Source organism: Polaromonas sp., from assembly GCF_039930745.1.
GTDB lineage: Bacteria > Pseudomonadota > Gammaproteobacteria > Burkholderiales > Burkholderiaceae_C > Polaromonas.
The window spans coordinates 1-21,713 of sequence record NZ_JBDTTH010000070.1 but is presented as its reverse complement, the minus strand read 5'-3'; the positions used below and the strand labels follow the sequence as shown (position 1 = coordinate 21,713).

The 21,713-nt window shown below is 63.1% G+C and carries 16 protein-coding genes; 14 read left to right on the top strand and 2 right to left on the bottom strand.

Translation table 11 applies throughout. The annotated features are described in order from the left end of the window. From ABI660_RS17590 to ABI660_RS17560, 7 genes are all read left to right on the top strand, one after another. Positions 1–623: ATP-binding cassette domain-containing protein (locus ABI660_RS17590; RefSeq protein ID WP_348070484.1), on the top strand; the 623-nt coding region annotated here is incomplete at its 5' end. Between the two features lie 16 nt (positions 624–639). Next, positions 640–2,763: an ATP-binding protein gene (locus ABI660_RS17585; RefSeq protein WP_348070482.1), complete on the top strand. Its 2,124-nt coding sequence runs from the start codon at positions 640–642 to the stop codon at positions 2,761–2,763. 13 nt (positions 2,764–2,776) lie between these two features. Then, the gene (locus ABI660_RS17580; RefSeq protein WP_348070480.1) at positions 2,777–3,154 is read left to right on the top strand and encodes a response regulator; all 378 of its coding nucleotides are present in this window, start codon (positions 2,777–2,779) and stop codon (positions 3,152–3,154) included. Between the two features lie 2 nt (positions 3,155–3,156). Beyond that, positions 3,157–3,615 (top strand): chemotaxis protein CheX, encoded by a 459-nt coding sequence (locus ABI660_RS17575; protein WP_348070478.1) that lies wholly within the window; start codon positions 3,157–3,159, stop codon positions 3,613–3,615. Between the two features lie 470 nt (positions 3,616–4,085). Then, positions 4,086–4,859, top strand: a complete 774-nt coding sequence (locus ABI660_RS17570) for an MHYT domain-containing protein (protein WP_348070476.1) — start codon at positions 4,086–4,088, stop codon at positions 4,857–4,859. Between the two features lie 264 nt (positions 4,860–5,123). Then, on the top strand, positions 5,124–6,341 hold the full coding sequence (locus ABI660_RS17565) for an MFS transporter (RefSeq protein ID WP_348070474.1): 1,218 nt from the start codon (positions 5,124–5,126) through the stop codon (positions 6,339–6,341). A gap of 497 nt (positions 6,342–6,838) precedes the next feature. Then, positions 6,839–7,954: a response regulator gene (locus ABI660_RS17560; protein ID WP_348070473.1), complete on the top strand. Its 1,116-nt coding sequence runs from the start codon at positions 6,839–6,841 to the stop codon at positions 7,952–7,954. A 106-nt stretch (positions 7,955–8,060) separates the two neighbouring features. On the opposite strand, the gene ABI660_RS17555 is transcribed toward ABI660_RS17560, so the two are convergent. Together ABI660_RS17555 and ABI660_RS17550 are read right to left on the bottom strand one after the other, a co-directional pair. Beyond that, positions 8,061–9,977 (bottom strand): bifunctional protein-serine/threonine kinase/phosphatase, encoded by a 1,917-nt coding sequence (locus ABI660_RS17555; protein WP_348070472.1) that lies wholly within the window; start codon positions 9,975–9,977, stop codon positions 8,061–8,063. A gap of 55 nt (positions 9,978–10,032) precedes the next feature. Beyond that, on the bottom strand, positions 10,033–11,328 hold the full coding sequence (locus ABI660_RS17550) for a type IV pili methyl-accepting chemotaxis transducer N-terminal domain-containing protein (RefSeq protein ID WP_348070470.1): 1,296 nt from the start codon (positions 11,326–11,328) through the stop codon (positions 10,033–10,035). Positions 11,329–11,704: 376 nt separating this feature from the next. On the opposite strand from ABI660_RS17550, the gene nirB reads away from it, so the two are divergent. The 7 genes from nirB to ABI660_RS17515 all read left to right on the top strand — a co-directional run. Beyond that, positions 11,705–14,152: a nitrite reductase large subunit NirB gene (gene nirB, locus ABI660_RS17545; RefSeq protein WP_348070468.1), complete on the top strand. Its 2,448-nt coding sequence runs from the start codon at positions 11,705–11,707 to the stop codon at positions 14,150–14,152. Positions 14,153–14,154: 2 nt separating this feature from the next. Continuing rightward, complete coding sequence (gene nirD, locus ABI660_RS17540; protein WP_348070466.1) at positions 14,155–14,577, top strand: nitrite reductase small subunit NirD; 423 nt, start codon at positions 14,155–14,157, stop codon at positions 14,575–14,577. Between the two features lie 117 nt (positions 14,578–14,694). After that, entirely contained in the window at positions 14,695–17,679 is a 2,985-nt protein-coding gene (locus tag ABI660_RS17535; RefSeq protein WP_348070464.1) for a molybdopterin-dependent oxidoreductase, read from the top strand. A 54-nt stretch (positions 17,680–17,733) separates the two neighbouring features. Further along, positions 17,734–18,639 carry a DNA-binding protein YbiB gene (gene ybiB, locus ABI660_RS17530; RefSeq protein ID WP_348070462.1) on the top strand — a complete coding sequence of 302 codons (906 nt, stop codon included), beginning with the start codon at positions 17,734–17,736 and terminating at the stop codon, positions 18,637–18,639. Then, a complete protein-coding gene (cobA, locus tag ABI660_RS17525) occupies positions 18,636–19,427 on the top strand; it encodes a uroporphyrinogen-III C-methyltransferase (RefSeq protein WP_348070460.1) in 792 nt (263 codons plus the stop codon). Before ybiB ends, cobA begins: the two co-directional genes overlap by 4 nt. Before the next feature lie 63 nt (positions 19,428–19,490). Then, positions 19,491–20,615, top strand: a complete 1,125-nt coding sequence (locus tag ABI660_RS17520; protein ID WP_348070458.1) for a sterol desaturase family protein — start codon at positions 19,491–19,493, stop codon at positions 20,613–20,615. 72 nt (positions 20,616–20,687) lie between these two features. Further along, a partial coding sequence (locus tag ABI660_RS17515; protein ID WP_348070456.1) for an aminoacetone oxidase family FAD-binding enzyme occupies positions 20,688–21,713 on the top strand: 1,026 nt, incomplete at its 3' end.

Genomic DNA, 21,713 nt, shown 5'->3' with positions numbered 1-21,713 from the left:
TGGCCGGCCTGACCGACATCACCGACGGCGTGATCGTGCTCGATGGCCGCGAGGTCGCCAGTGCCGGACCGGATCGCGGCTTGGTGTTCCAGGCGCCCAGCCTGGTGCCATGGCTCAGTGCCTACGACAACGTGATGCTGGGCGTGGCCCGCGTGTTCCCGCATGCCAGCCCCGCCGAGCGCCAGGACACCGTGAGCTACTACCTCAACCGCGTGGGCCTGGGTTCCGCCATGCACAAACGCGCGGCCGATCTGTCCAACGGCATGAAGCAGCGCGTGGGCATCGCCCGGGCTTTTGCGCTCAACCCCAAGATGCTGCTGCTGGACGAGCCCTTCGGCATGCTGGATTCGCTGACCCGCTGGGACCTGCAGGAGGTACTGATGGAAGTCTGGGCGCGCAACCAGGTCACGGCCATGATGGTCACCCACGACGTGGACGAGGCCATTCTGTTGGCCGACCGCGTGGTGATGATGACCAACGGCCCGCGCGCGAAGATTGGCAAGGTCATGGACGTGCCGCTGCCCCGCCCGCGCAGCCGCGAAGCCCTGCTCAAGCACCCGCGCTATTACGAGCTGCGTGAGGAACTCATTGGCTTCCTTGAAGACTGCGGCAGCCAGCATTGATCCCGGGAGAAACACCATGAGCGCCGTATTGCCAGCCGCACCCGCCATTGCCACAAGAGCGAGGAACAGGATATCCACGAGAGCGGGTGGTCAATTTTCCTTCGGAAAATACCGCGAAATCATCATCGCGGTCGCCCTCTTCCTGCTGTTTGACCTGGGCGTGCTGGTCCTGAACTTCTACACCTCCTTCCAGATTGCCGAAGATGCATTGGGCGTCAACCTCTCGGGGCGGCAGCGCATGTTGTCGCAGCGCACGGCCAAATCGCTGCTGGCGGTGGATGCGGCACACAGCAAGGGGCTGCCCGCCGACAAGGAGCTGGAAGAGCTCAAAGGCGCGGTCAGGCTGTTTGATGTTTCCCTCAAGGGTTTTCAAAACGGCGCCACGGTACCCGGCGGTGACACCAAGCCCGTGTTCCTGCGGGCAGCCGAAGGTGACAAGGCATTGGGCATTTTGAAAAAAGCGCAGGACATCTGGACGCCCTACCAGGAGAAGCTGGTGCCGGTGCTCGCTGGCAACGCCACCGACCAGCAGTTGCAGGATGCAGTGGACTACGCCAAGGCCAACAACCTGAAGCTGCTCGGCCTGATGAACGAGCTGACCACCGCGCTCGAAGCCGTGGCCTCAGACCGCGCAACCGCACTGCGCATGGTGCAGACTGTCGGCATTGTTCTGGCGCTGCTCAACTTCGCATTCATTCTTTTCAAGTTCCTGCGCCGGCTGAACACCTCTGACGCCGCCATCGAAGCGGCTACCGAAGAAAACCGGGAAATTCTCGCCAGCGTGCGCGAAGGCCTGTTTCTTCTCACGCCCGGGCATCAGCTCGGCTCCCAGTTGTCCCGTTCCACCCATGAGTTGTTTGGCAAGACCCTGGTTCCGGGTCAGAACTTCTTCGCCGTGTTGTCCACGCTGGTGTCGGCCAAGGCCCTCACCGATGCACGCGACTATGTCGAACTGCTGTTTTCCCCACACGTCAAGGAACAGCTGGTCCAGGGCATCAACCCTCTGGCCGAAGTGGAGCTGACCGTCAGGAACCGGCTGGGCCAGGACAGCAATCGCTATCTTTCCTTTCATTTCAACCGTGTTTACGAGGCCGGCTCGGTGCGCCACCTGCTGGTCACCGTGCAGGACATCACGCAGAAGGTGGAGCTACAGGCCCGGCTGACGGGCGAACGCCAGCGTTCGCAAAAAGAGCTGTCGATGATGCTCAAGGCTTTCGAGACCGACCCGGCGATGATGCGCGGTTTTGTCGAACGCGCTGAAGCCTCCCTGCTCGAGGTGAACGACCTGTTGCGCAGCACCTCCTCCGCCGCATCGGAAACCCAGGTACTCAAGGCGGTCGATGCCGCCTACCGCCGCATCCATGCCATCAAGGGCGATGCATCCTCCCTGGGCCTGGAAATTCTCGCCTCACTGGCGCACCAGTTTGAAAACGAGTTGCAAAAACTCAAGGACAGCGGCGCGGCCACAGGCGACGCCTTGCTGGCCCTGCCGCTGCCGCTGGAAGACCTGCTGTCCAAGGTGGCCGCGTTCAAGGTCATGAGCGTGAAACGGGGTAACGATTCCGCGCAGGCCACGGCCGAAGCCGTGCCGCAGGCCCTGCACGCCACACTCACCCAACTGGCCGACCAAGTGGGCACCGCCTGCGGAAAGAATGTCTGCACCAGCGTGCAGATGGACGCTGCACCCGGGCTGCCTGCCGACAAGCTGGACCTGCTGCGCGAGCTTGCGATCCAGCTGGTTCGCAATGCGGTGGTGCATGGCGTGGAGATGCCGTCAGCCAGGGAAGCGGCCGGAAAAGCGTTGCAAGGCCAGGTGGTGGTCAAACTCACCCGCGAAGACGGCGGCCAGTGGGAGCTGAGCGTGCGCGACGACGGTGCAGGCCTCAATGCGGCCAACGTTCGCCGCCGCTTGCTCGAGTTGCATTGGTACACCGCCGAACAATTGCAGAGCTTCAGCGACAAACAAATCGTGGCGCACATCTTCAAACCCGGCTTTTCGACGGTAGCCAGCACCACTGCCCATGCGGGCCGCGGTGTGGGACTGGACCTGGTTCAGGCCAACGTGCAGAAGCTCGGCGCACGCCTGCTGCTGGCCAGCATACCCGGCCAGCACACCGAGTTCCGGATCTGCTTCTCTTGAAACGGAGACCTTTATGCGCCTGATGATTGTTGACGACTCCAACATGATCCGCACCCGCATCTCGCGCGTGGTGCAGAACGGCGGAATCAAGGGTATCGTCCTCGCGGGCCTGGCCAAAAATGGCCGCGAGGCGTTGCGCCTGGCCCGCGCCACCCGGCCAGAAGTGGTGACCATGGACCTGACCATGCCCGAAATGGATGGCATCGAGTGCATCACGGAGCTGCTCAGGTTTGACCCGAAGATCAACATCCTGGTGGTCAGCGCCCTGAGCGACAAGTCCACCGCCATCCAGGCGCTCAAGCTGGGGGCACGCGGCTTTGTTGCCAAGCCTTTTACCGACGAGGAGTTGCAGATGGCGCTGCTCGACGTTTTCGACGCGCGTCAGGAGTAGCCATGGCCACACTCAATGAAACCGACCTGAAGTTGTTTGTCGACTCGATCAGGAACTACCTGAAAGTCACCACAAGGCAGGAACCCGTGATCACCTCTGCCTTTTTGGGCACCGGCGACATCGAGGGCTTCGAGTTCAACGGCATCGTCACCTTTGCCGGTAGCCACAACGGGCACGTCGTGGTGTCCATGCCGGGCAAGCTGGTGCGCGAAATCCTGCTGCTGCAGCATGAAACCGACCTCAGCGACAGCAACCTGCTGGACGCGGTAGGCGAAATTGCAAACACGCTGGCGGGTAACGCGCGCAAAGCCCTGGGGGCGGAGCTGCAAATCTCGGTACCCATCAAGCTGCAGGGTGGACAAGGCATCAAGGCCCGCGTACGCACACATCCCTACGTGATCACCCTGCGCTGGAACCACTATGCGGCCATGGTGTGCGTAGACATGGACCGCAAGCACTGAGAACAAAACCGCCCTGCAACCACCAGCAATTATTTATGCGGTGCACCGAATGAATGCTGGCAGCACCGCGTACCGGTTCGGCGCCTCCGTCACAACACACACACCAACGCAGTCAATCACGAGCGATGCGCCATGCAGGCCGCGCTTGGCCTGATCGTTTCCGCCCAACGCGTAAAGATTCCGAGGCGCCGGCCTCTCCGCCCAGGTCTCGCTATTGAATCAGGAGCAACCTATGCTCAGTGAGAGGGGGATTGGCGCCCAATCATTCCACTAAAAAATAAGCCTCTCACGCCGCTGTCGGCTGGCTTCGTGCGCGCGAGCATCGCGCTTTGCCCATATTTGGTGCACTTTTCAACATGGCCTGTGACAACCCCGGAAGTTTAAAAAATCAAACCCAAAAAGGTCTTTGCAGGCTTGCCAAACTCAGTAACAAAAAGATACACTCGCTTTTTTAAATCATAAGTACTCATATGAATTCCATAATTCTAAGCAGTTATCAACCCATGTATGTTGTTCTGTCCTTCCTGTTCGCCGCGGCAGGATCGTTCGTTGCACTGACCGCGGCCCTCCGGATCAAGCAGGCCGACGGCAGTTTCAGTAAGGCCAATACCCTGACCGCCGGTCTTGCGCTGGGCGGGATTGGCGTGTGGGCCATGCACTTTGTCGGCATGCTCGCGCTCAAACTCGATCTGGCCAGCAGCTATGCCATGGTCGAAACTAGCGTGTCCCTGGTTGCCGCCATCCTGGCAGCATCGCTGGCCCTGGGCTTTGTCGCCCGCGCCCCCGAGCGCCTGGGCAGAATGTTGGTGGCAGGCGCCCTGCTGGGCATGAGCGTGGTGGTGATGCACTACCTGGGCATGCAAGGCTTGAAGATCGGCGGCTACATCCAGTGGGACTACGCTGTCGTCGGCGTGTCCATCGTCATCGCGATGGTTGCTGCGACCGCTGCCCTGTGGCTGGCCTTCCACACGGCTGCGCTGCTTAAGCGTTTCGGCGCGGCGCTGGTGATGGCCGTGGCAGTCTGCGCCATGCATTACACCGGCATGGCCGCTGCGGAATTTGTCTGCACTACCGCCAACCGCAACGCCATTCCGCAAGGATTCGGCTACGTGAGTTCATTCGGCATTTCGGCATTGGTGATCATCGCGACCGCGTCCATGATGATGCTGATTGCGTTAAGCATGCTGTTCGATCCGGCAACCACAGCAAGCGGGCAGAAACGGTATAACCCTTCTCGCGGCTAAAGCCGGGGCACACCGCCTGCCTGCGCGGCAGACGCCCTTTGCCTGCGTGGCAATAGCCCTCACCACCCACCCGGCGCCGGCGGCTGCACTGGGCGGGTGATTCCTCATTGGGGGAAAAAATGCCCGCAACTTGTGCGGCGCACCAAAAAGAACGACCAAACGCTCCCAAATTGCGCCTCTAGGGTGCACTTTCCCCGCCCCAAGGTGGCACGTTTCTCGCACTAATTCTGTGAATCAACCACTTTCACAGAAAGAGTCTGCACCATGGCGGGGTTCCGTAATTTTCTAAAAGCCGGCCACGCGCCCACCCTCGGCGCGGCGTTTTTCTACTTCGCCTTTTCGTGCTGCATCTGGGTGATGAACGGGGCCATGGCGCCATTCATTTCGGAAACCTACAACCTGTCGCCCACCCAGAAGGGCGTGATGCTGTCCGTGCCAATTTTTGCCGGCGCCCTCATGCGCTTTCCTCTGGGTGTGCTGGCGCAGTACATCGGCCGAAAAAACGCCACCCTGGTGGAAATGGGGCTGATCATGGTGGCGCTGCTGTTTGGCTATTTTCTGGTCGACTCGTACAGCAGCCTGCTGGCCATGGGCGTGCTGCTGGGCATAGCCGGCGCCAGTTTTGGCGTGGCGCTCAGCCTGGGTTCCGGCTCTTTCCCGGCACGCTACAAGGGCCTCGCGATGGGCCTGGTGGGCGCCGGCAATGTGGGCACCGCTGTGTCGGTGCTGGTTGCGCCGGCCCTGGCCCAGCGCTTCGGCTGGCAATCGGTTTACGGCATCGCTGCCATCGCCATGCTGCTGCCACTGATCGCCATGATTCTTTTTGCCAAAGAGCCCGATGACGTGGACAGCCACGCCACCCTGCGGGAACACGTGGCCTGCCTGTTCGAGAAAGACGGCTGGGCTTTCAGCCTGATTTACGCCGTCACCTTTGGCGGCTTCATCGGCCTGGCGACCTTTTTGCCCTCCTACTACTACGACCAGTTCGGTGTCAGCAAGGTGCAGGCGGGGCAACTTTCGATGCTGGCCGCCTTCATGGGAGCGGCACTGCGTGTTTTTGGCGGCTGGATTTCCGACCGCTGGGGCGGCGTGAACACCCTGAGCGTGGTGTTGCTGACCATTGCGCTGACCCTGGTGCTCTGCGGACTGGCAGGCGGCTCCCTGGTCGCTACCACTCTGCTGGTGATGCTCTGTTTTGCCGCGCTGGGTGCGGGCAACGGCGCGCTGTTCCAGCTGGTGCCGCTGCGCTGGCCACTGGCCACGGCGGTGGCCGGTTCGATGATCGGCGAGATCGGCGCCTTGGGCGGCGGCCTGGTGCCCAATGCCATGGGTGTGTCGAAACAGTATGCCGGCACTTACATGTGGGGTTTCTTCTTCTTCGCCGCGCTGTCGCTCGGCATGCTGGTGATGCTCAGAGTCATGCAAATCCGCTGGACCCGCACCTGGGCTGAAAAGGGAGGAAGAGCGCGTAGCGCTCACTGAGCGAAGCGAGGAAAAGCGCATTGCGCTTTGTCCGCCCTTTCTGCGAAGCAAAAAAGGCGGCCACGCACGCAGTGCGTGATCGGCGCAGCCGATAAAGCGCGAAAGCGCTTGGCCGACTTTTCAGTGCAGGCTAACTTTGCTTCGGCAAAGTTAAGCGCAGCTAGCCGAAGCTAAAAAGGCGGGAGGGCGCGTAGCGCCTAGGAGCGAAGCGATAAAAGCGTCTTGCGCTTTTACCCACCTTTTCAGTGCAGGCTAACTTTTCGAAGAAAAGTTAAGCAAAGCGAGCCGTAACTAAAAAGGGCGGCCGCGCACTCCGTTTATGATGTTTTATCCCTCCAGCCCTTATCCAGCGGTCGCAAGCAGCTATCAATCCAGTAGCAAGCAGCCAGGGCCTCCAGCCCTGGCCACCATTTTCCCCCACCGCCGTCGGGTCATGACCGGAAGGCGGCCGGCACTGGTAAGCTTCACGCCTGTAGCCGCTTTACGGGATGAAAAAAATGGCTTTGATAGCAGTGATCGATGACGACGAGACGATCCGGGAACTGATCGCGGCGGCGCTGCGCTTCGAAGGCTACGAGGTGGTGGAAGCGGACAACGGCGTCTCCGGGCTGGCGATGGTTCGCGACCACCGGCCCGACCTGGTGGTCAGCGATGTCAACATGCCGAAAATGGACGGCTTTGCCATGATGCAGGCGCTGCGCGCCGACCCGGCCATTCAGGCCACGCCGGTCATCCTTCTGACCTCGCTGCAGGAACGCGAACATGTGCGCAGCGGCATGACCAGCGGAGCCGACGACTACCTCACCAAGCCGATCGACTTCGATGAGCTGCGTGAAGCCACCGCCGCTCAGCTCAACAAGCAGCTGATGCGCCAGTCCGCCCAGGCCCGGGCGGTGGGCTCGGTGATTGCCACGGCCCTGAGCACCCAGAAAAAGCAGCTGATCCGCCTGTACGAACAAAGGCTCCTGGCGGAACTGGGTGAAAAATGGCCGACCGCCGACTCTGTGGTGGAGGACAGGAAATTCGCCAACGCCACGGTGCTGTTTGTCGACGTCGTCAACTTTCCGGCCATGGCGGAAAAGCTGACCAGCACCGAGCTGAGCGACGTGGTGCGCCAGTTCTACAACAACGCCGGCGACACGGTTTACCTCTTCGGCGCCTACCACATGCAGTTTGTCGGCGAAGGCCTGCTCGCCGTGTTTGTTGACAGCACGGACACCGACACCGTCAACAGCGGCTTGCGTGCCACCAAGGCAGCCCTGGGTTTGATCGATTCGGCGCACCGCGTGCAGGGTTTTCTGGTCAGCCATTTCCCGGGCCGCTCGCTTCCGCGTTTTGAAGTGGGCGTGGGGCTGAACAGCGGCGCAGTCACGCTGGCCAAGCTGGAGGACCCGCTACGCGGAAAATCCGAGATCCTGCCAGTGGGTGACGCGGTGAGCGCCTGCCTGCTGCTGCAAAAACAGGCGCAGCAGGCCGGCTGGAAAATTGCTGCCAGCGCCAGCCTGCTGCGTGAGGTGACGGGCGTGGTGAAAACCGGCCGCCGCAAGCGCTTTTCCGCGCCCGGCCGAAGCAGCGCGATCGACGCGACAGAGCTGCTGGGCCTGATGCACTAGTATTGCAACACAGCCATTCGCTACTAAATCAATAGCTACTGGCGCCCGTCTGGCAAGGGCTACAGGCTTAAACACTCAAAAATACGGGGTACGCCCCATTTAACCGCTAACGCGGCAAAAACAGCAGCCAGTACAGCAACAGGCCGTTGAACAGCACCGACAACGCCAGGGCCATCTTCCACAGGGCGGCCGGGTCGCGCTGGATCAGCGGCGTTGCGGGCAGCGCCGGCAGGGCCCGGGAGGCGCCGCGTTCGAGGGCGAGCAGGAACTCTTCCGCCGTTTCGAAGCGCTGGCGCTTGTCACGCGCCATGGCCTTGAGCACCACATGGTCCAGCCAGATCGGCACCTCGGGGTTGTGGCGGCTGGGCGGCGTCGGGTCCCGGTAATAACGCCCGGCCTGGTAAGGCAACACCTCGCCATAAGGCAACTTGCCGGTCAGCAGCTGGTACAGCGTGACGCCCAGGGCAAACAAATCGCTCTGCGCGTCGGGCAGCTCTTCGGGGCCGTCCTTGCCGGCCGCCGTGGCTTTGCCGCTGAAGCCCCACTGCTCGGGGTTGATGTAGCTGGGCGTGCCCGCATGCAGCTTGCGCATGGCCTCGGGCTCGCGGCCTGTCAACGCCACCCCGAGGTCCAGCACGCGCAGCACGCCGTCCTCGCCCTGGTGCAGGTTGGCGGGCTTGATGTCGCGGTGAATCACATGCTGGCGATGCAACAGGCCCAGCGCCGTCGCGGCCTGCGTCGCCAGGGCCAGAACCTGCGGCAGGCTGAAACGGTGTTTGCGGTCCAGCATCTGCTGCAGGGTTTCACCGGCGTGCCAGTCGTAGAGCAGGTAAAACGAGCCCGGCTCGCCGCCGCCGGGCAGCCGGTCGTGGATGTGGACGAGGTGACCGGCAACGCGGGAGGACCGCATGCGTTTGGCCAGCCAGGCCTCATGCGCCAGCATAGCCCGCTCCTGCGGGTCGTGGGCGCGCGCCGGGTGCAGGGTCTTCAGGGCATACAGTTTGCCGGGCGGTGGGAGCGGCGCCGCGGCAGGCGTGGGGACCCCGTCCTCAACAGCCGAGGCCGCGGAACCGGCTTCGCCGGGCCGCAGGCGCAGCGCCCCTCCTTCTTGTGCAAGGGGCAGCGCAGCACACGCAGTGGCAAGCGTGGGGGCTGTATATCTCACCTGGTAGAGAACGTTGATGCCGTTGTCGGCCACCGGCGCGGTCACGGTCAGGCCATCCAGGCTGTCGCCTATCCGGAGGCGGGCCGGCACAGGCAGCGCCAGCGCCCGCCGGTTTTCGTCCTGAAGGGTGACGTCCATCAAACCGAGCACGCGCACCACCAGGGCCGTGGCGTTGTCCTGGGTGCCTGCCGCCATGGCCGCATCGACCATCTGCTGGCTGATGCGCTGCGCGTGGTCGGCCACCTGCCCGGCCGGCACGGCTGCGGCAGCCAGCGCCTGCAGCTTTTTGTCGGCAACCGCGTTGTGCACGCCGTCGGACAGCAGCACAAACACGTCCCCCACCTGTAAATCGCTCTGGGAATAATCCATCACCAAGCGGTCCTCCGCGCCCACGCAGCGCAGCAGCTGGTGCCGGAAATCGGGGTGGTCTACGACATGATCGCTGGTGAGCTGGGTCAGGCGCCCTTCCCGCAGAAGGTAGGCGCGGGTGTCGCCCACATGCGCCAGCGCGTACGACTGGCCGCGCAGCACCAGGGCGGTCAGGGTGGTCAAGCCGAGCGCGGGGTGCCGGCGCCGGTTCAGCCCGGCCAGCCAGGCGTTTTGCGCGCTGATGATACGGTCCAGCGCCACCGTGGTGTCCCAGGTTTCGGGGGTGCCATAGTAGTCGCGTACCAGGCTGGTGACAGTGGTTTGCGCGGCCTCCTTGCCCATGCCGCCGGTGCTCACACCGTCGGCAATGGCGACGATAGAGCCCATGGCCTCTCCCCCGGGCTCCGGCAACATGGCCGCGCAAAAATCCTCGTTGATCTCCTTGCGCCCGGCAAGGCTTGCAAAACCGATGTCTATGTCAAATGCCATGCACCAAAGCAAGCAATTTTTGCGCCCGAAAATGGTGCATTGCAACAATCATTGATCAGCCCACCAGCACCTGCATGCTGCGTCCATAGTGCACTGACAGCTTTTCGAACACATCGAGAAGCTCTTCGCTGGCGGTGGCCAGACGCGGCAGGCGCTCCGGATCCTGCCGCCCCCCCGCAGCGCCGGCAGCGGCCGTACCAGTCAGCATCTGGGCCCAACAGACTGCGGCGGCATCCAGCGCGCCGCGGATTTCCTTGCTGGTCAGGGGAATCTCGTTCAGGTACTGCAATGCCGTCTCGAAGGCCGCGCGCGCCTCGGCCAGGCCCGCCGGGTCCGGCTGCATGGCAGCCTGCGCGCCCAGCATGTCGATCAGGGCATATTTCGCAAAACGCTGGCTCAGCATGCGCTGGCGGCCGGCCAGGTTGAGCACCTGCAGCGGCGGCATGGCGCCTGCACTTTCCAGGCTGCTGGTCAGGCGCTCGGCCTCCTGCAGCAGTTGCTCGGCCAGGGCATCCATCTGCGCCATCTGGCCCGCCTGGGGCGCGCCCTGCAGCAGCGGCTTGAGCTGCGCCCAGGTGCGCTGGACCTGCCCCAGCAGGTCGCCAAAGGTCGGCTGGGACAGGCTTTTGCCCAGCGCCGCCAGGTTGGCATCGATGCGGGCCACCGAATCCTTCAGACGTTCCCTGACTTGGTCCAGTTGCACACCAGCCAGCTGCAGCAGCGCCAGCTTGACGAGCCGCTGCGACAACATGCGCAACTGGCCGGAACGGTTCACATCTTCCGCAAAACGGGCTGAATGGATGATGTGCTGCGAGACCTGGCCCAGGCGCTGGTTGCTGTGCATGGAGGCGGTGCGCAGCATCTGGAAGGCATCGTCGTCGGACACCTCCCTGGCCCGCATCAGGATGCCCTTGGCGCGGTCAACCACCTTGCGCTCCTCCAGCCGGCTGGCGATGTCACGCATCTCGTCGCGTAGGGCCTGTTCGCGGCTGAAGCGCGCCTGCGCCAGGTGGATCAGCGGCCGCAGGCGCTGCCGGCCATAACCATTGACCACATAGGCGTGAACGCCGGCTTCCGTGGCACGCGTGATCCTTCCCGCATCCGCGTCGGTGGTGAAAATAATCAGCGGCCGGGGCGAGGTGTCGCCAATGATCTGCAGGGCCTTGAACAGCTCTTCGCCGGGAAGCGGGTCATCGCAGATCACCACATCGGGCCCCTGGCGCAACACCTCCTGCACCAGTTTGCTGCACCCTTGAACGGTTCCCAGCACCTGGATGCCAGCCGCTTCAAGATCGGCAGCAAGCGGATGGAGGCCGGCAGGGCCGTTCAGAATTACCAGTGCGGAGGTCATAGAAATCAGGTTTTGAGAGGGAAAACTGCCTGCAGGGAACGCAAGTCGCGCGCCACGCATCCGGCCGGAACGATAACACCCGCCCGTCCACATGATGATATGGCACAACTTTTGCGTAGTCATTCGCGGGCGTAACGGAGCGCCCAACCTTAGCGAAAGCACTGCGGGTTCTGCGCATAACGACGTGCGTATTGATGTGCCTCATACCGGCTTCACAGCCGTGTCCCTGTTTGACAGGAGAGAGCATCATGGTTTCAACCTCACATCTTCAAAGCCGGCAAACCGGTGCACCAGCACAGGCCAGCCTGTACCCCGCAAGGCCGGCCCGTGGTATGGCGCTTGCGATGAACCTGTCAAACCCATCTGGAGAGACCGCATGAAAAAATCAAAACTTGTGATGGTCGGCAACGGCATGGCCGGTGTCCGCACCATCGAGGAATTGCTCAAGGTCGCGCCCGAGCTGTACGACATCTCGGTGTTTGGCGCCGAGCCGCATCCCAACTACAACCGCATCCTGCTCAGCCCCGTGCTGGCCGGTGAACAGACGCTCGATGAGATCGTGCTCAACAGCTGGGACTGGTACAAGGAAAACCACATCACCCTGCACGCCGGCAAGAAGGTCGTCGAAGTGGACCGCATCAAGCGCATCGTGCGCGCCGACGACGGCACCGAGGAAGAATACGACCGCCTGCTGATGTGCACCGGCTCCAATCCCTTCATCCTGCCGATCCCCGGCAAGGACCTGCAGGGCGTGATTGCCTACCGCGACATCGCCGACACCAACGCCATGATCGACGCGGCACAGAAGTACAAAAAAGCCGTGGTCATTGGCGGCGGCCTGCTCGGCCTCGAAGCGGCCAACGGCCTGATGCTGCGCGGCATGGATGTCACCGTGGTCCATGTGATGCCCTGGCTGATGGAGCGCCAGCTCGACAGCGTTGCGGGCAAGCTGCTGCAGAAGTCGCTGGAAGACCGCGGCCTGAAGTTCATGATTGGCGCGCAGACGCAGGAGCTGACCGGCAATGCAGAAGGCCGGGTCCAGTCCATCAAGTTCAAGGATGGCATCGAACTGGCCACAGACCTCGTGGTCATGGCGGTCGGCATCCGGCCCAATACGCAGCTGGCCGAAACCATGCGCCTGCATTGCAACAAGGGCATTGTGGTCAATGACACCATGCAAACCGTGACGGATGCGCGCATTTATTCGGTGGGCGAATGCGCGGCGCACCGTGGCATCGCTTACGGCCTGGTGGCTCCGCTGTTCGAGCAGGCCAAGGTGGCCGCCAACCACCTGGCGCAATTCGGCATCGGCCGCTATACCGGCTCGCTGACCTCCACCAAGCTCAAGGTCACCGGCATCGACCTGTTCTCGGCGGGCGAGTTCACCGGTGGTGAAGGCACGGAAGAAATCGTCATGAGCGACCCCTTTGGCGGCGTCTATAAAAAGCTGGTCATCAAGGACGACAAGCTGATTGGAGCCTGCCTGTATGGCGACACCGTGGACGGCAGCTACTATTTCAAGCTGCTGCGCGACGGCCGCAGCGTGGGCGACATCCGCGACAAGCTGATGTTCGGCGAGTCCAACATTGGCGACGCTGGCCACGAAGGCCACAGCAAGGCCGCCGCCATGCCCGACGAGGCCGAGGTCTGCGGCTGCAATGGCGTAAACAAGGGAACCATCTGCAAGGCCATCAAGGAAAAAGGCCTGTTCACGCTGGACGAAGTGCGTAAACACACCAAGGCCAGTGCCTCCTGCGGCTCCTGCACCGGCCTGGTCGAACAGATCCTGATGGCCACCGCCGGCGGCGACTACTCAGCCACGCCCAAGCTCAAGGCCATGTGCGGGTGCACGGACCACGGCCACCAGGCCGTGCGTGACGCCATTCGCAACAACAAGCTGATGACGATCGCCGACACCTTCAAGTTCATGGAATGGAAGACGCCGAACGGCTGCGCGAGCTGCCGCCCTGCCATCAACTACTACCTGATCAGCACTTGGCCCAAGCAGGCAAAAGACGATCCGCAAAGCCGCTACATCAACGAACGCAGCCATGCCAACATCCAGAAGGACGGCACCTACAGCGTGATCCCGCGCATGTGGGGCGGCGAGACCACGGCCAGCGAGCTGCGCCGCATCGCCGACGCGGTGGACAAGTACAAGATTCCAACCGTCAAGGTCACCGGCGGCCAGCGTATAGATTTGCTGGGCGTGAAAAAGGAAGACCTGCAAAACGTCTGGAAAGACATCGGCATGCCTTCGGGCCACGCCTATGCCAAGGCGCTGCGCACGGTGAAAACCTGCGTCGGCAGCGAATGGTGCCGCATGGGCACGCAGGACAGCACGCAGATGGGCAAGGACCTGGAGCGCGCGATGTGGCGCATGTACGCGCCGCACAAGGTCAAGTTCGCGGTCAGCGGCTGCCCGCGCAACTGCGCTGAATCGGGCATCAAGGACGTCGGCATCATTGGCGTCGATTCCGGCTGGGAGATGTACATCGCCGGCAACGGCGGCATCAAGACCGAGGTCGCGCACTTCTTCACCAAGCTGAAAACCGCTGCCGAAGTGCTGGAATACACCGGCGCCTTCTGCGAGCTGTACCGCCAGGAAGGCTGGTACCTGGAACGCACAGTGCATTACGTCAACCGTGTCGGCCTGGACTACGTGAAGAAGAAAATCCTGGACGACCACGAAGGCCGCAAGGCCCTGTGGGAGCAACTGCAATTCGCGCTCGATGGCGAACCCGACCCCTGGTTCGATCTGAAGGAAGCCGCGGTTGATACGCGGCAGTTCACCAAGCTGGAAGCAGCAGGGCAGGAGGCATGAAGATGAATGATTGGACCGTGATTTGCCGCGTTGAAGACATACCCGTGCTCGGCTCGCGCCGGGTGGCACGCCCACGCGGCGTGGATGTCGCCGTTTTCCGCAACGCGGAAGACCAGGTGTTTGCACTGCTGGACCGCTGCCCGCACAAGGGCGGCCCGCTGAGCCAGGGCATTGTGTTCGGTACCAGCGTGGCCTGCCCGCTGCACAACTGGACCATCGGCTTGGCCGACGGCTGTGCTCAAGGCGCCGACGAAGGCTGTACACCCAAGTTTGCGTGCAAGGTGGATGCAGGTCAGGTCATGCTTGATCCGACCGAGCTGGCCACGCTGGCCCTGGACCTGGCGGCACCGCGTGCTGGCCCCTGCGCTTCCACCGGTGCGCTGGGCGACCAGACCTTTGACGTGCAGGCGCCGCACACCGCGTGATGACTCGGGATACCCGATCTACCTGCCCTTACTGTGGCGTCGGCTGCGATCTCGCGGCTGAAGCCGCAGATCGCTTTGCGATAAACATGAGACACCGCAGCCGGTTCCCAAGCAACCATGACTGAGACGCGATCTACCTGCCCTTACTGTGGCGTCGGCTGCGGTGTGATCATCGAGTCGCAGGGCGATGAAATCATGGGCGTGCGCGGCGACCCTGACCATCCGGCGAATTTCGGCCGGCTTTGCACAAAGGGCTCGACCCTGCACCTGACAGCATCACACGCCGTCACGCGGCAGACGCGGCTGCTGCACCCGATGCAACGCACGCAGCGCGGCGCCGCGCCGCAGCGCATCAGCTGGGACAGCGCGCTGAATGTTGCCAGCGAAGGTTTCGCGCGCATCATTCGTGAACACGGGCCGGACGCGGTGGGCTTTTACATCTCCGGCCAATTGCTGACCGAGGACTATTACGTCTTCAACAAACTCGCCAAGGGTCTGATAGGCACCAACAACGTCGACACCAACTCGCGCCTGTGCATGAGCAGCGCGGTGGCCGGCTACAAGCAAACCCTGGGCGCCGACGCGCCGCCCAGTTGCTACGACGACGTGAACCATGCGCAATGCATCTTCATCGTCGGCAGCAACACGGCCTACGCACACCCGATTCTTTTCCGGCGCATCGAAGACGCCAAGGCCGCCAACCCGGCCATGAAAATCATTTTTTGCGACCCGCGCCGCACCGACACCGCGGGCATCGCCGACCTGTACCTGCCTATCCAGCCCGGCACCGATGTCTCACTCTTCAACGGCATGCTGCACATCATGCTGTGGGAAGGCTGGACGCAGCCGGCCTACATCGCCGAACACACCAATGGTTTCGACACCCTGAAGACCACGGTGCGCGACTACACGCCAGACCTGGTGGCAGACACTTGCGGCATCAAAAAAGAAGACCTCTTCACGGCTGCGAAGCTGTTTGCAACGTCCGCCGCAACGCTGAGCCTGTATTGCCAGGGTCTGAACCAGTCCAGCAGCGGCACCGCCAAAAATGCGGCGCTGATCAACCTGCACCTGGCCACCGCCCAGATCGGCAAGCCCGGCGCCGGACCTTTCTCGCTGACCGGCCAGCCCAATGCCATGGGCGGCCGCGAAGTTGGCGGGCTGGCGAACCTGATGAGCGCGCACCGCGACCTCGCCAACCCGCAGCACCGCGCAGAAGTTGCCACCTTGTGGGGCGTGCCCTCGGTACCCGAAAAGCCCGGCAAGACGGCCGTGGAAATGTTCCAGGCCGCGGCCGACGGCGAGATCAAGGCCTTGTGGATTGCCTGCACCAACCCGGCCCAGTCCATGCCCGACCAGGCCACCGTGCGCCGCGCGCTCGAGCGCGCCGAGCTGGTCGTGGTGCAGGAAGCCTTTGCCACGCCCGCCACCTGCGACTATGCCGACCTGCTGTTGCCGGCCACCACTTGGGGTGAAAAAACCGGCACCGTGACCAACAGCGAGCGGCGCATCAGCCGCGTGCGCCCGGCCGTGTCCGCCCCCGGGGAAACGCGGCATGACTGGTCCATTGCCATGGCTTTTGCGCAGCGGCTGGAAAAGTTGTTGAAGACGGGGAACCCTCACCCTAGCCCTCTCCCCGAGGGAGAGGAAACAATATCTTCACTCCCTCTCCCCCTGGGAGAGGGCAGGGGTGAGGGCTCCCCGCCCCTCACCCTCTTCCCCTATTCCCTCCAGGATGCTGCCAAAGGCGTGGAAGCCATTTGGAACGAGCACCGCGAATCGACACGCGGGCGCGATCTCGACATCACCGGCATGAGCTACGCCATGCTGGAAGCAGCACCCCAGCAGTGGCCGTTGCGGGAAGGCGAAACCACCGGCAAGGTGCGCCTCTATGAGGACGGCATTTTCCCGACCGAAGACGGCAAGGCACGTTTCGTCAACACCGTCTACAAACCGGTGGCGGAGCCGCGCGAGTCGCGTTACCCCTTCTCGCTGACCACCGGCCGCCTGCGCGACCAGTGGCACGGCATGAGCCGCACCGGCACCCTGGGCCGGCTGTTCGGCCATGTGGCCGAACCGTCCATCCAGATGAACGCGCAGGACATGGCGCGCCGACTGCTGAAAGACGGCGACCTGGTCTATGTAACGTCCAAGCGCGGCTCTATCGTTGTGCCGCTGCAGGCCTCGCCTGAAGTGGCGGTCAGCCAGGCTTTCATGGCCATGCACTGGGGTGATGACTACCTGAGCGGGCTGTCGAGCAAGGGCGAGCGGCTGGCCGGCGTCAATGCGCTCACTACTTCGGCCTACTGCCCCAGCTCCAAACAGCCCGAACTCAAACATGCCGCGGTCAAAATTCTCAAGGCCGAGTTGCCCTGGTCGCTGCTGGCCATGGCCTGGCTGCCGGAAGGCCAGGCGCTGACGGCTCGCGAGCAACTCAAGCCCATGATGGCAAGCTTTGCCTTCAGCAGTTGCGTACCGTTTTCCAACGAGGTTCCACTGGGAGAAGCTGGTCGCCAGCGCACCGGCGTGCTGTTTCGCGCCGCCGGTTTTGAAGCGCCGTCCGAAGGCCTTCTGGAAAAAATCGAAGGCATTCTTGGCCTGGGCGGAGCCGATGCCCTGCGCTACGTGGACAGGAAAAAAGGCCAGCACCGCACGGCCCTGCTGGTGCGCAAGGGCGAGAACGCTGAGCTAGCCGGTTTTGTGCTCGCCGGGGATGTCAGCGCGCAAGCCTGGATCAAAATCCTGCTGCAGGACGAACTGCCGGCGCAAAGTTACGGGCGCCTGTTGCTGCTGCCCGGTGCCAAGGCACCGGTAGCCCTGCAGCCGCGCGGCAAACCGGTGTGCACCTGCTTCAGCGTGACCGATGCCGAGATCAGCGCCTGCCTGACGGACATCACCACGGCCGCCGGCGGCGCGGGTTACCTGGCCAGCGACGACGAACGCCTGGCGATGCTGCAGGCCAAACTCAAATGCGGCACCAACTGCGGCTCCTGCGTGCCCGAGATCAAGCGCCTGATCCGGACCGCCACCGACGCCCGGCATGCCACAGCCGGTAATACCCCTGTCGGTCGCACCGTGATCCCGATCAGGGTTGTCGCCTGACCGGTGTCTTTAAGCTCATAACCGCAAGTTATCTGCCTTGACGGACAATCACGCATGCCTATTGCTCAATACATCAAGGTCATAGGCCGCGGCAAGGACGGCGCCAAGCCAATCACGCGTGAGCAGGCTGCCGACCTCTTCGGCCAGGTGCTGGATGGCACGGTGACCGACCTGGAGACAGGCGCCTTTTGCCTGGCCATGCGCATCAAGGGCGAAACCCCCGAAGAGATGGCAGGTTTCCTGGACGCTACGTACCAGCGCATGCAACGTTTTCCGGCCAGCGCCAAACCTGTCGTGGTGCTGCCCAGCTACAACGGCGCGCGCAAGCTGCCGGTGCTGACGCCCTTGCTGGCGCTGCTGCTGGCGCGGCACGGCCTGCCGGTGCTGGTGCATGGCACGGCCACCGAATCGAGCCGTATTTTTGCATCAGAAGTGCTCTCAGCCCTTGATGTACATGCGCTGACAGCTATCAGAACAATAGCAAATGGCGAAGTTGTCTTTGCCGCCACCGAGCTGCTTTGCCCGGGCCTCAAGCGCCTGCTGGACGTGCGGCGTGCCGTCGGCCTGCGCAACCCGGCGCACAGCCTGGTCAAGATCATGAACCCCTGCCAGGGCAAGGCGCTGGTGGTCAGCAGCTACACGCACCCCGAATACGCCATCTCCATGGGTCAGACCTTCGAGCTGATAGCCGCGAACGCCCTGCTGCTGCGCGGCACCGAGGGCGAGGTGGTGGCCGACGCGCGCCGCACCCCGCAAATGGAAGCCTTCATTGCCGGCCGGCGGACACTGCTGCAGGAAGCACAGCCGGGTACCCTGGCCAGCGTCCCTGACCTGCCCAAGGACATCGACAGCCCGAGCACGGCGACCTATATCCGCGCCGTTCTCGCAGGTACCCATGCCGTGCCGGCATCGATTGCCCGGCAGGTGGAACATATCTTGCAAACAAGCTCACAACTATGACCAGCCGCAACACACCCCTGAACCCTACCGGCCGATGCACCCTGGTCGGCTCCGGCCCGGGCGACCCGGAGCTGTTGACGCTCAAGGCGCTCAAGGCCATCCAGGCAGCCACCGTGCTGCTGGTGGACGATCTGGTCAGCGACGACATCGTCGCCTATGCAAAACCCGGCGCGCGGATTGTCCATGTCGGCAAACGCGGCGGCTGCAAATCAACACCGCAGGAGTTCATCGAGAAGATGATGATCATGGCCGTGCGCGAAGGCGAAAACGTGGTGCGCCTCAAAGGCGGCGACCCCTTCATTTTCGGCCGCGGCGGTGAGGAAGTCGAACACCTGCGCGCTGCCGGCATCGAGGTCCAGATCATCAACGGCATCACCGCCGGCCTGGCCGCAGTGACCTCGCTCGGCGTGCCGCTGACGCACCGCCAGCATGCGCACGGCGTGGTGTTCGTCACCGGCCATGCCAAGCCCGGTGATGCAGGCACCGACTGGCGCGCGCTGGCCGAGACCGCGTTCAAGGCCAAACTCACCTTGGTGATCTACATGGGTGTCAGCGGCGCCAGCCGTATCCAGAACGAGCTCCTGGCCGGCCTGCCCGCCTCGACACCTGTGGCCGTGATCCAGAACGCCTCGATGCCGACGCAGCGCCACATCACCACCACGCTGGGCCGCCTGGCCGATGCCATTGGCGATTCCGGCCTGGCCAGCCCCTCGGTCATCGTGGTGGGCGATGTGATCAGCGGCGTGGCGGCTGCGGCCGGGCTGCCGGCGCAATTTCGCGCCGCCTGACCAACCGGTCACACCGTCGGCGGCTACACTCCCGAGGTCAAAAACATCCGTGGGAGCGGCGCCATGCTTGAAAAACTCAATGAACTGACGGAAAGCCACGGCGAGCTGCGCCGCGGCCGTGGCCTGGTCAGCGGCGTGATTGCGCTGAGCCTGGGCGTTTTGTGCTTTCTGGGGGTGTTGGCCTTTCACTTCCCCGAGTACCTGACCACGCCCGAGCTGCGCAAAAGCTACAACGTGGACACCATCCGCATGGTCATGTTCGCGGCGCTGGTGATTGCCGGCGGCATCTCGCTGGTCAACATCATCTTCAACCGTTCGCGCTGGCTGTCCGGCGCTGCCTTCCTGCTGGTGGCCGGCACCGCGCTGCTGGGCGGCCACAAGGTACCGGTGAACGACTTTGCCGACAACACGCCCTACATCGGCCTGGACTGGTTCATCCTCGACCTGCTGGGCTCTTCGCTGATTTTCATCTTCATTGAAAAGCTGTTTGCGCTGCGCAAGGACCAGCCGGTGTTTCGCGCCGAATGGCAGACCGACTTCCACCACTTCATCGTCAACCACATGATCGTCGGCTTCGTGCTGCTGGCTACCAACCTGATGGTGCACAAGTTCTTCGGCTGGGCCGGCAACGAGGGCCTGCGCGGCTGGGTGCAAGGCCTGCCCTTCTGGGGCGGCGTGCTGCTGATCGTGCTGATCGCCGACCTGGTGCAGTATTGGACGCACCGCGCCTACCACGAGGTGCCGCTGCTGTGGCGCCTGCACGCGGTGCACCACAGCGCCAAAAGCATGGACTGGCTGGCCGGCTCGCGCCAGCACATCCTGGAGCTGCTGATCACCCGCACGCTGATTCTGGCGCCCATCTTCGTGCTGGGTTTTTCCAAGGAAGTGATCGACGCCTACATCGTCATCGTCGGTTTCCAGGCGGTGTTCAACCACTCGAATGTGAGCGTGCGCCTGGGCCCGCTGCGTTACGTCATCGTGACGCCCAACTTCCACCACTGGCATCACAGCCAGGACCAGGAAGCGCTGGACCGCAACTACTCGGCCCACTTCGCCTTTATCGACTACCTGTTCGGCACCGCAGTCAAAAGCACGCGGCTCTGGCCGGAGCGTTACGGCGTGCTCGGAGATTACGTCCCCAACGGTTTTTTAAAACAATTCAAGTTTCCATTCACCTGGAAAGGCTGAGCTTGCAGAGGCTCGAACTCGCTCTACTTTTGATAGCTTCTTGCGCGCACCAGCATTGGGCTGGAGGCCAATTTGGCTCATAAGTTTGACGTGGTGGTGGTAGGCGCCGGCGCCGCCGGCCTGTTCTGCGCCGGCATTGCCGGCCAGCGCGGCCTCAAGGTACTGCTGCTGGACCACAGCGAAAAAGTGGCCGAGAAAATCCGCATCTCGGGTGGTGGCCGCTGCAATTTCACCAACCGTGATGCGACGCCCGCCAACTTCCTGAGTCAGAATCCGCACTTCTGCCGCTCTGCCCTGTCGCGCTACACGCCGCAGGACTTCATCGCCCTGCTGCAGCGCCACCAGATCCCTTTTCACGAAAAACACAAAGGCCAGCTGTTTTGCGACCGCTCGGCCGAGGACGTGATCAACATGCTGCTCGCCGAGTGCGATGCGGGCGGGGTCACGCGCTGGCAGCCCTGCCGGGTCTCAAGTATCAAATATGCCTCCAGCCCATACGGGGCGGGCGCAAGCAGCTATCAAATCGAGAGTGACCGCGGCCCCGTTGAGACGACGCAAGTCGTGATTGCCACCGGCGGCCTGTCGATTCCCAAGATAGGCGCGACCGACTTCGGCTACCGCATCGCGAAACAGTTCGGCCTGCGCCTGGTTGAGCCACAGCCCGGGCTGGTGCCACTGACCTTCGACGGCGACGCCTGGGCGCCTTATGCCCAGCTGGCAGGGCTGGCACTGCCCGTGCTGCTCGAAACCGGGCCAGCAGACGCAAGCCCCAAGCAGCGCAAAAAAGCCGTGGTATTCGCCGAAGACCTGCTGTTCACCCACCGCGGCCTGAGCGGGCCGGCCGTCCTGCAGATTTCCAGTTTCTGGCGGGAGGGCCAGCCGGTGCGCATCAACCTCGCGCCCGGCGTGGACCTGCCCACCCTGCTGCAACGCGCCAAGGCCAGCTCCAAAAAGCTGATCGCCAACGAACTGGCCACCCTGGTGCCCAGCCGCCTGGCCGACGCCTGGGCCAGCCGCGACCCGGCCTGGCAAAAACCCGTCAGCGAAGCCACCGACAAGGCCCTGACCACCCTGGCCGACCGGCTGGCCGACTGGCAA

Excerpts from the sequence above, each read along its gene's own strand:
- cobA (WP_348070460.1), top strand. The coding sequence starts at position 18,636 with ATGACCAGCCGCAACACACCCCTGAACCCTACCGGCCGATGCACCCTG.
- ABI660_RS17535 (WP_348070464.1), top strand. The coding sequence starts at position 14,695 with ATGACTGAGACGCGATCTACCTGCCCTTACTGTGGCGTCGGCTGCGGT.
- ABI660_RS17565 (WP_348070474.1), top strand. The coding sequence starts at position 5,124 with ATGGCGGGGTTCCGTAATTTTCTAAAAGCCGGCCACGCGCCCACCCTC.
- ABI660_RS17555 (WP_348070472.1), bottom strand. The coding sequence starts at position 9,977 with ATGGCATTTGACATAGACATCGGTTTTGCAAGCCTTGCCGGGCGCAAG.
- ABI660_RS17550 (WP_348070470.1), bottom strand. The coding sequence starts at position 11,328 with ATGACCTCCGCACTGGTAATTCTGAACGGCCCTGCCGGCCTCCATCCG.
- nirB (WP_348070468.1), top strand. The coding sequence starts at position 11,705 with ATGAAAAAATCAAAACTTGTGATGGTCGGCAACGGCATGGCCGGTGTC.
- ybiB (WP_348070462.1), top strand. The coding sequence starts at position 17,734 with ATGCCTATTGCTCAATACATCAAGGTCATAGGCCGCGGCAAGGACGGC.
- ABI660_RS17520 (WP_348070458.1), top strand. The coding sequence starts at position 19,491 with ATGCTTGAAAAACTCAATGAACTGACGGAAAGCCACGGCGAGCTGCGC.
- nirD (WP_348070466.1), top strand. The coding sequence starts at position 14,155 with ATGAATGATTGGACCGTGATTTGCCGCGTTGAAGACATACCCGTGCTC.
- ABI660_RS17580 (WP_348070480.1), top strand. The coding sequence starts at position 2,777 with ATGCGCCTGATGATTGTTGACGACTCCAACATGATCCGCACCCGCATC.
- ABI660_RS17585 (WP_348070482.1), top strand. The coding sequence starts at position 640 with ATGAGCGCCGTATTGCCAGCCGCACCCGCCATTGCCACAAGAGCGAGG.
- ABI660_RS17560 (WP_348070473.1), top strand. The coding sequence starts at position 6,839 with ATGGCTTTGATAGCAGTGATCGATGACGACGAGACGATCCGGGAACTG.
- ABI660_RS17570 (WP_348070476.1), top strand. The coding sequence starts at position 4,086 with ATGAATTCCATAATTCTAAGCAGTTATCAACCCATGTATGTTGTTCTG.
- ABI660_RS17575 (WP_348070478.1), top strand. The coding sequence starts at position 3,157 with ATGGCCACACTCAATGAAACCGACCTGAAGTTGTTTGTCGACTCGATC.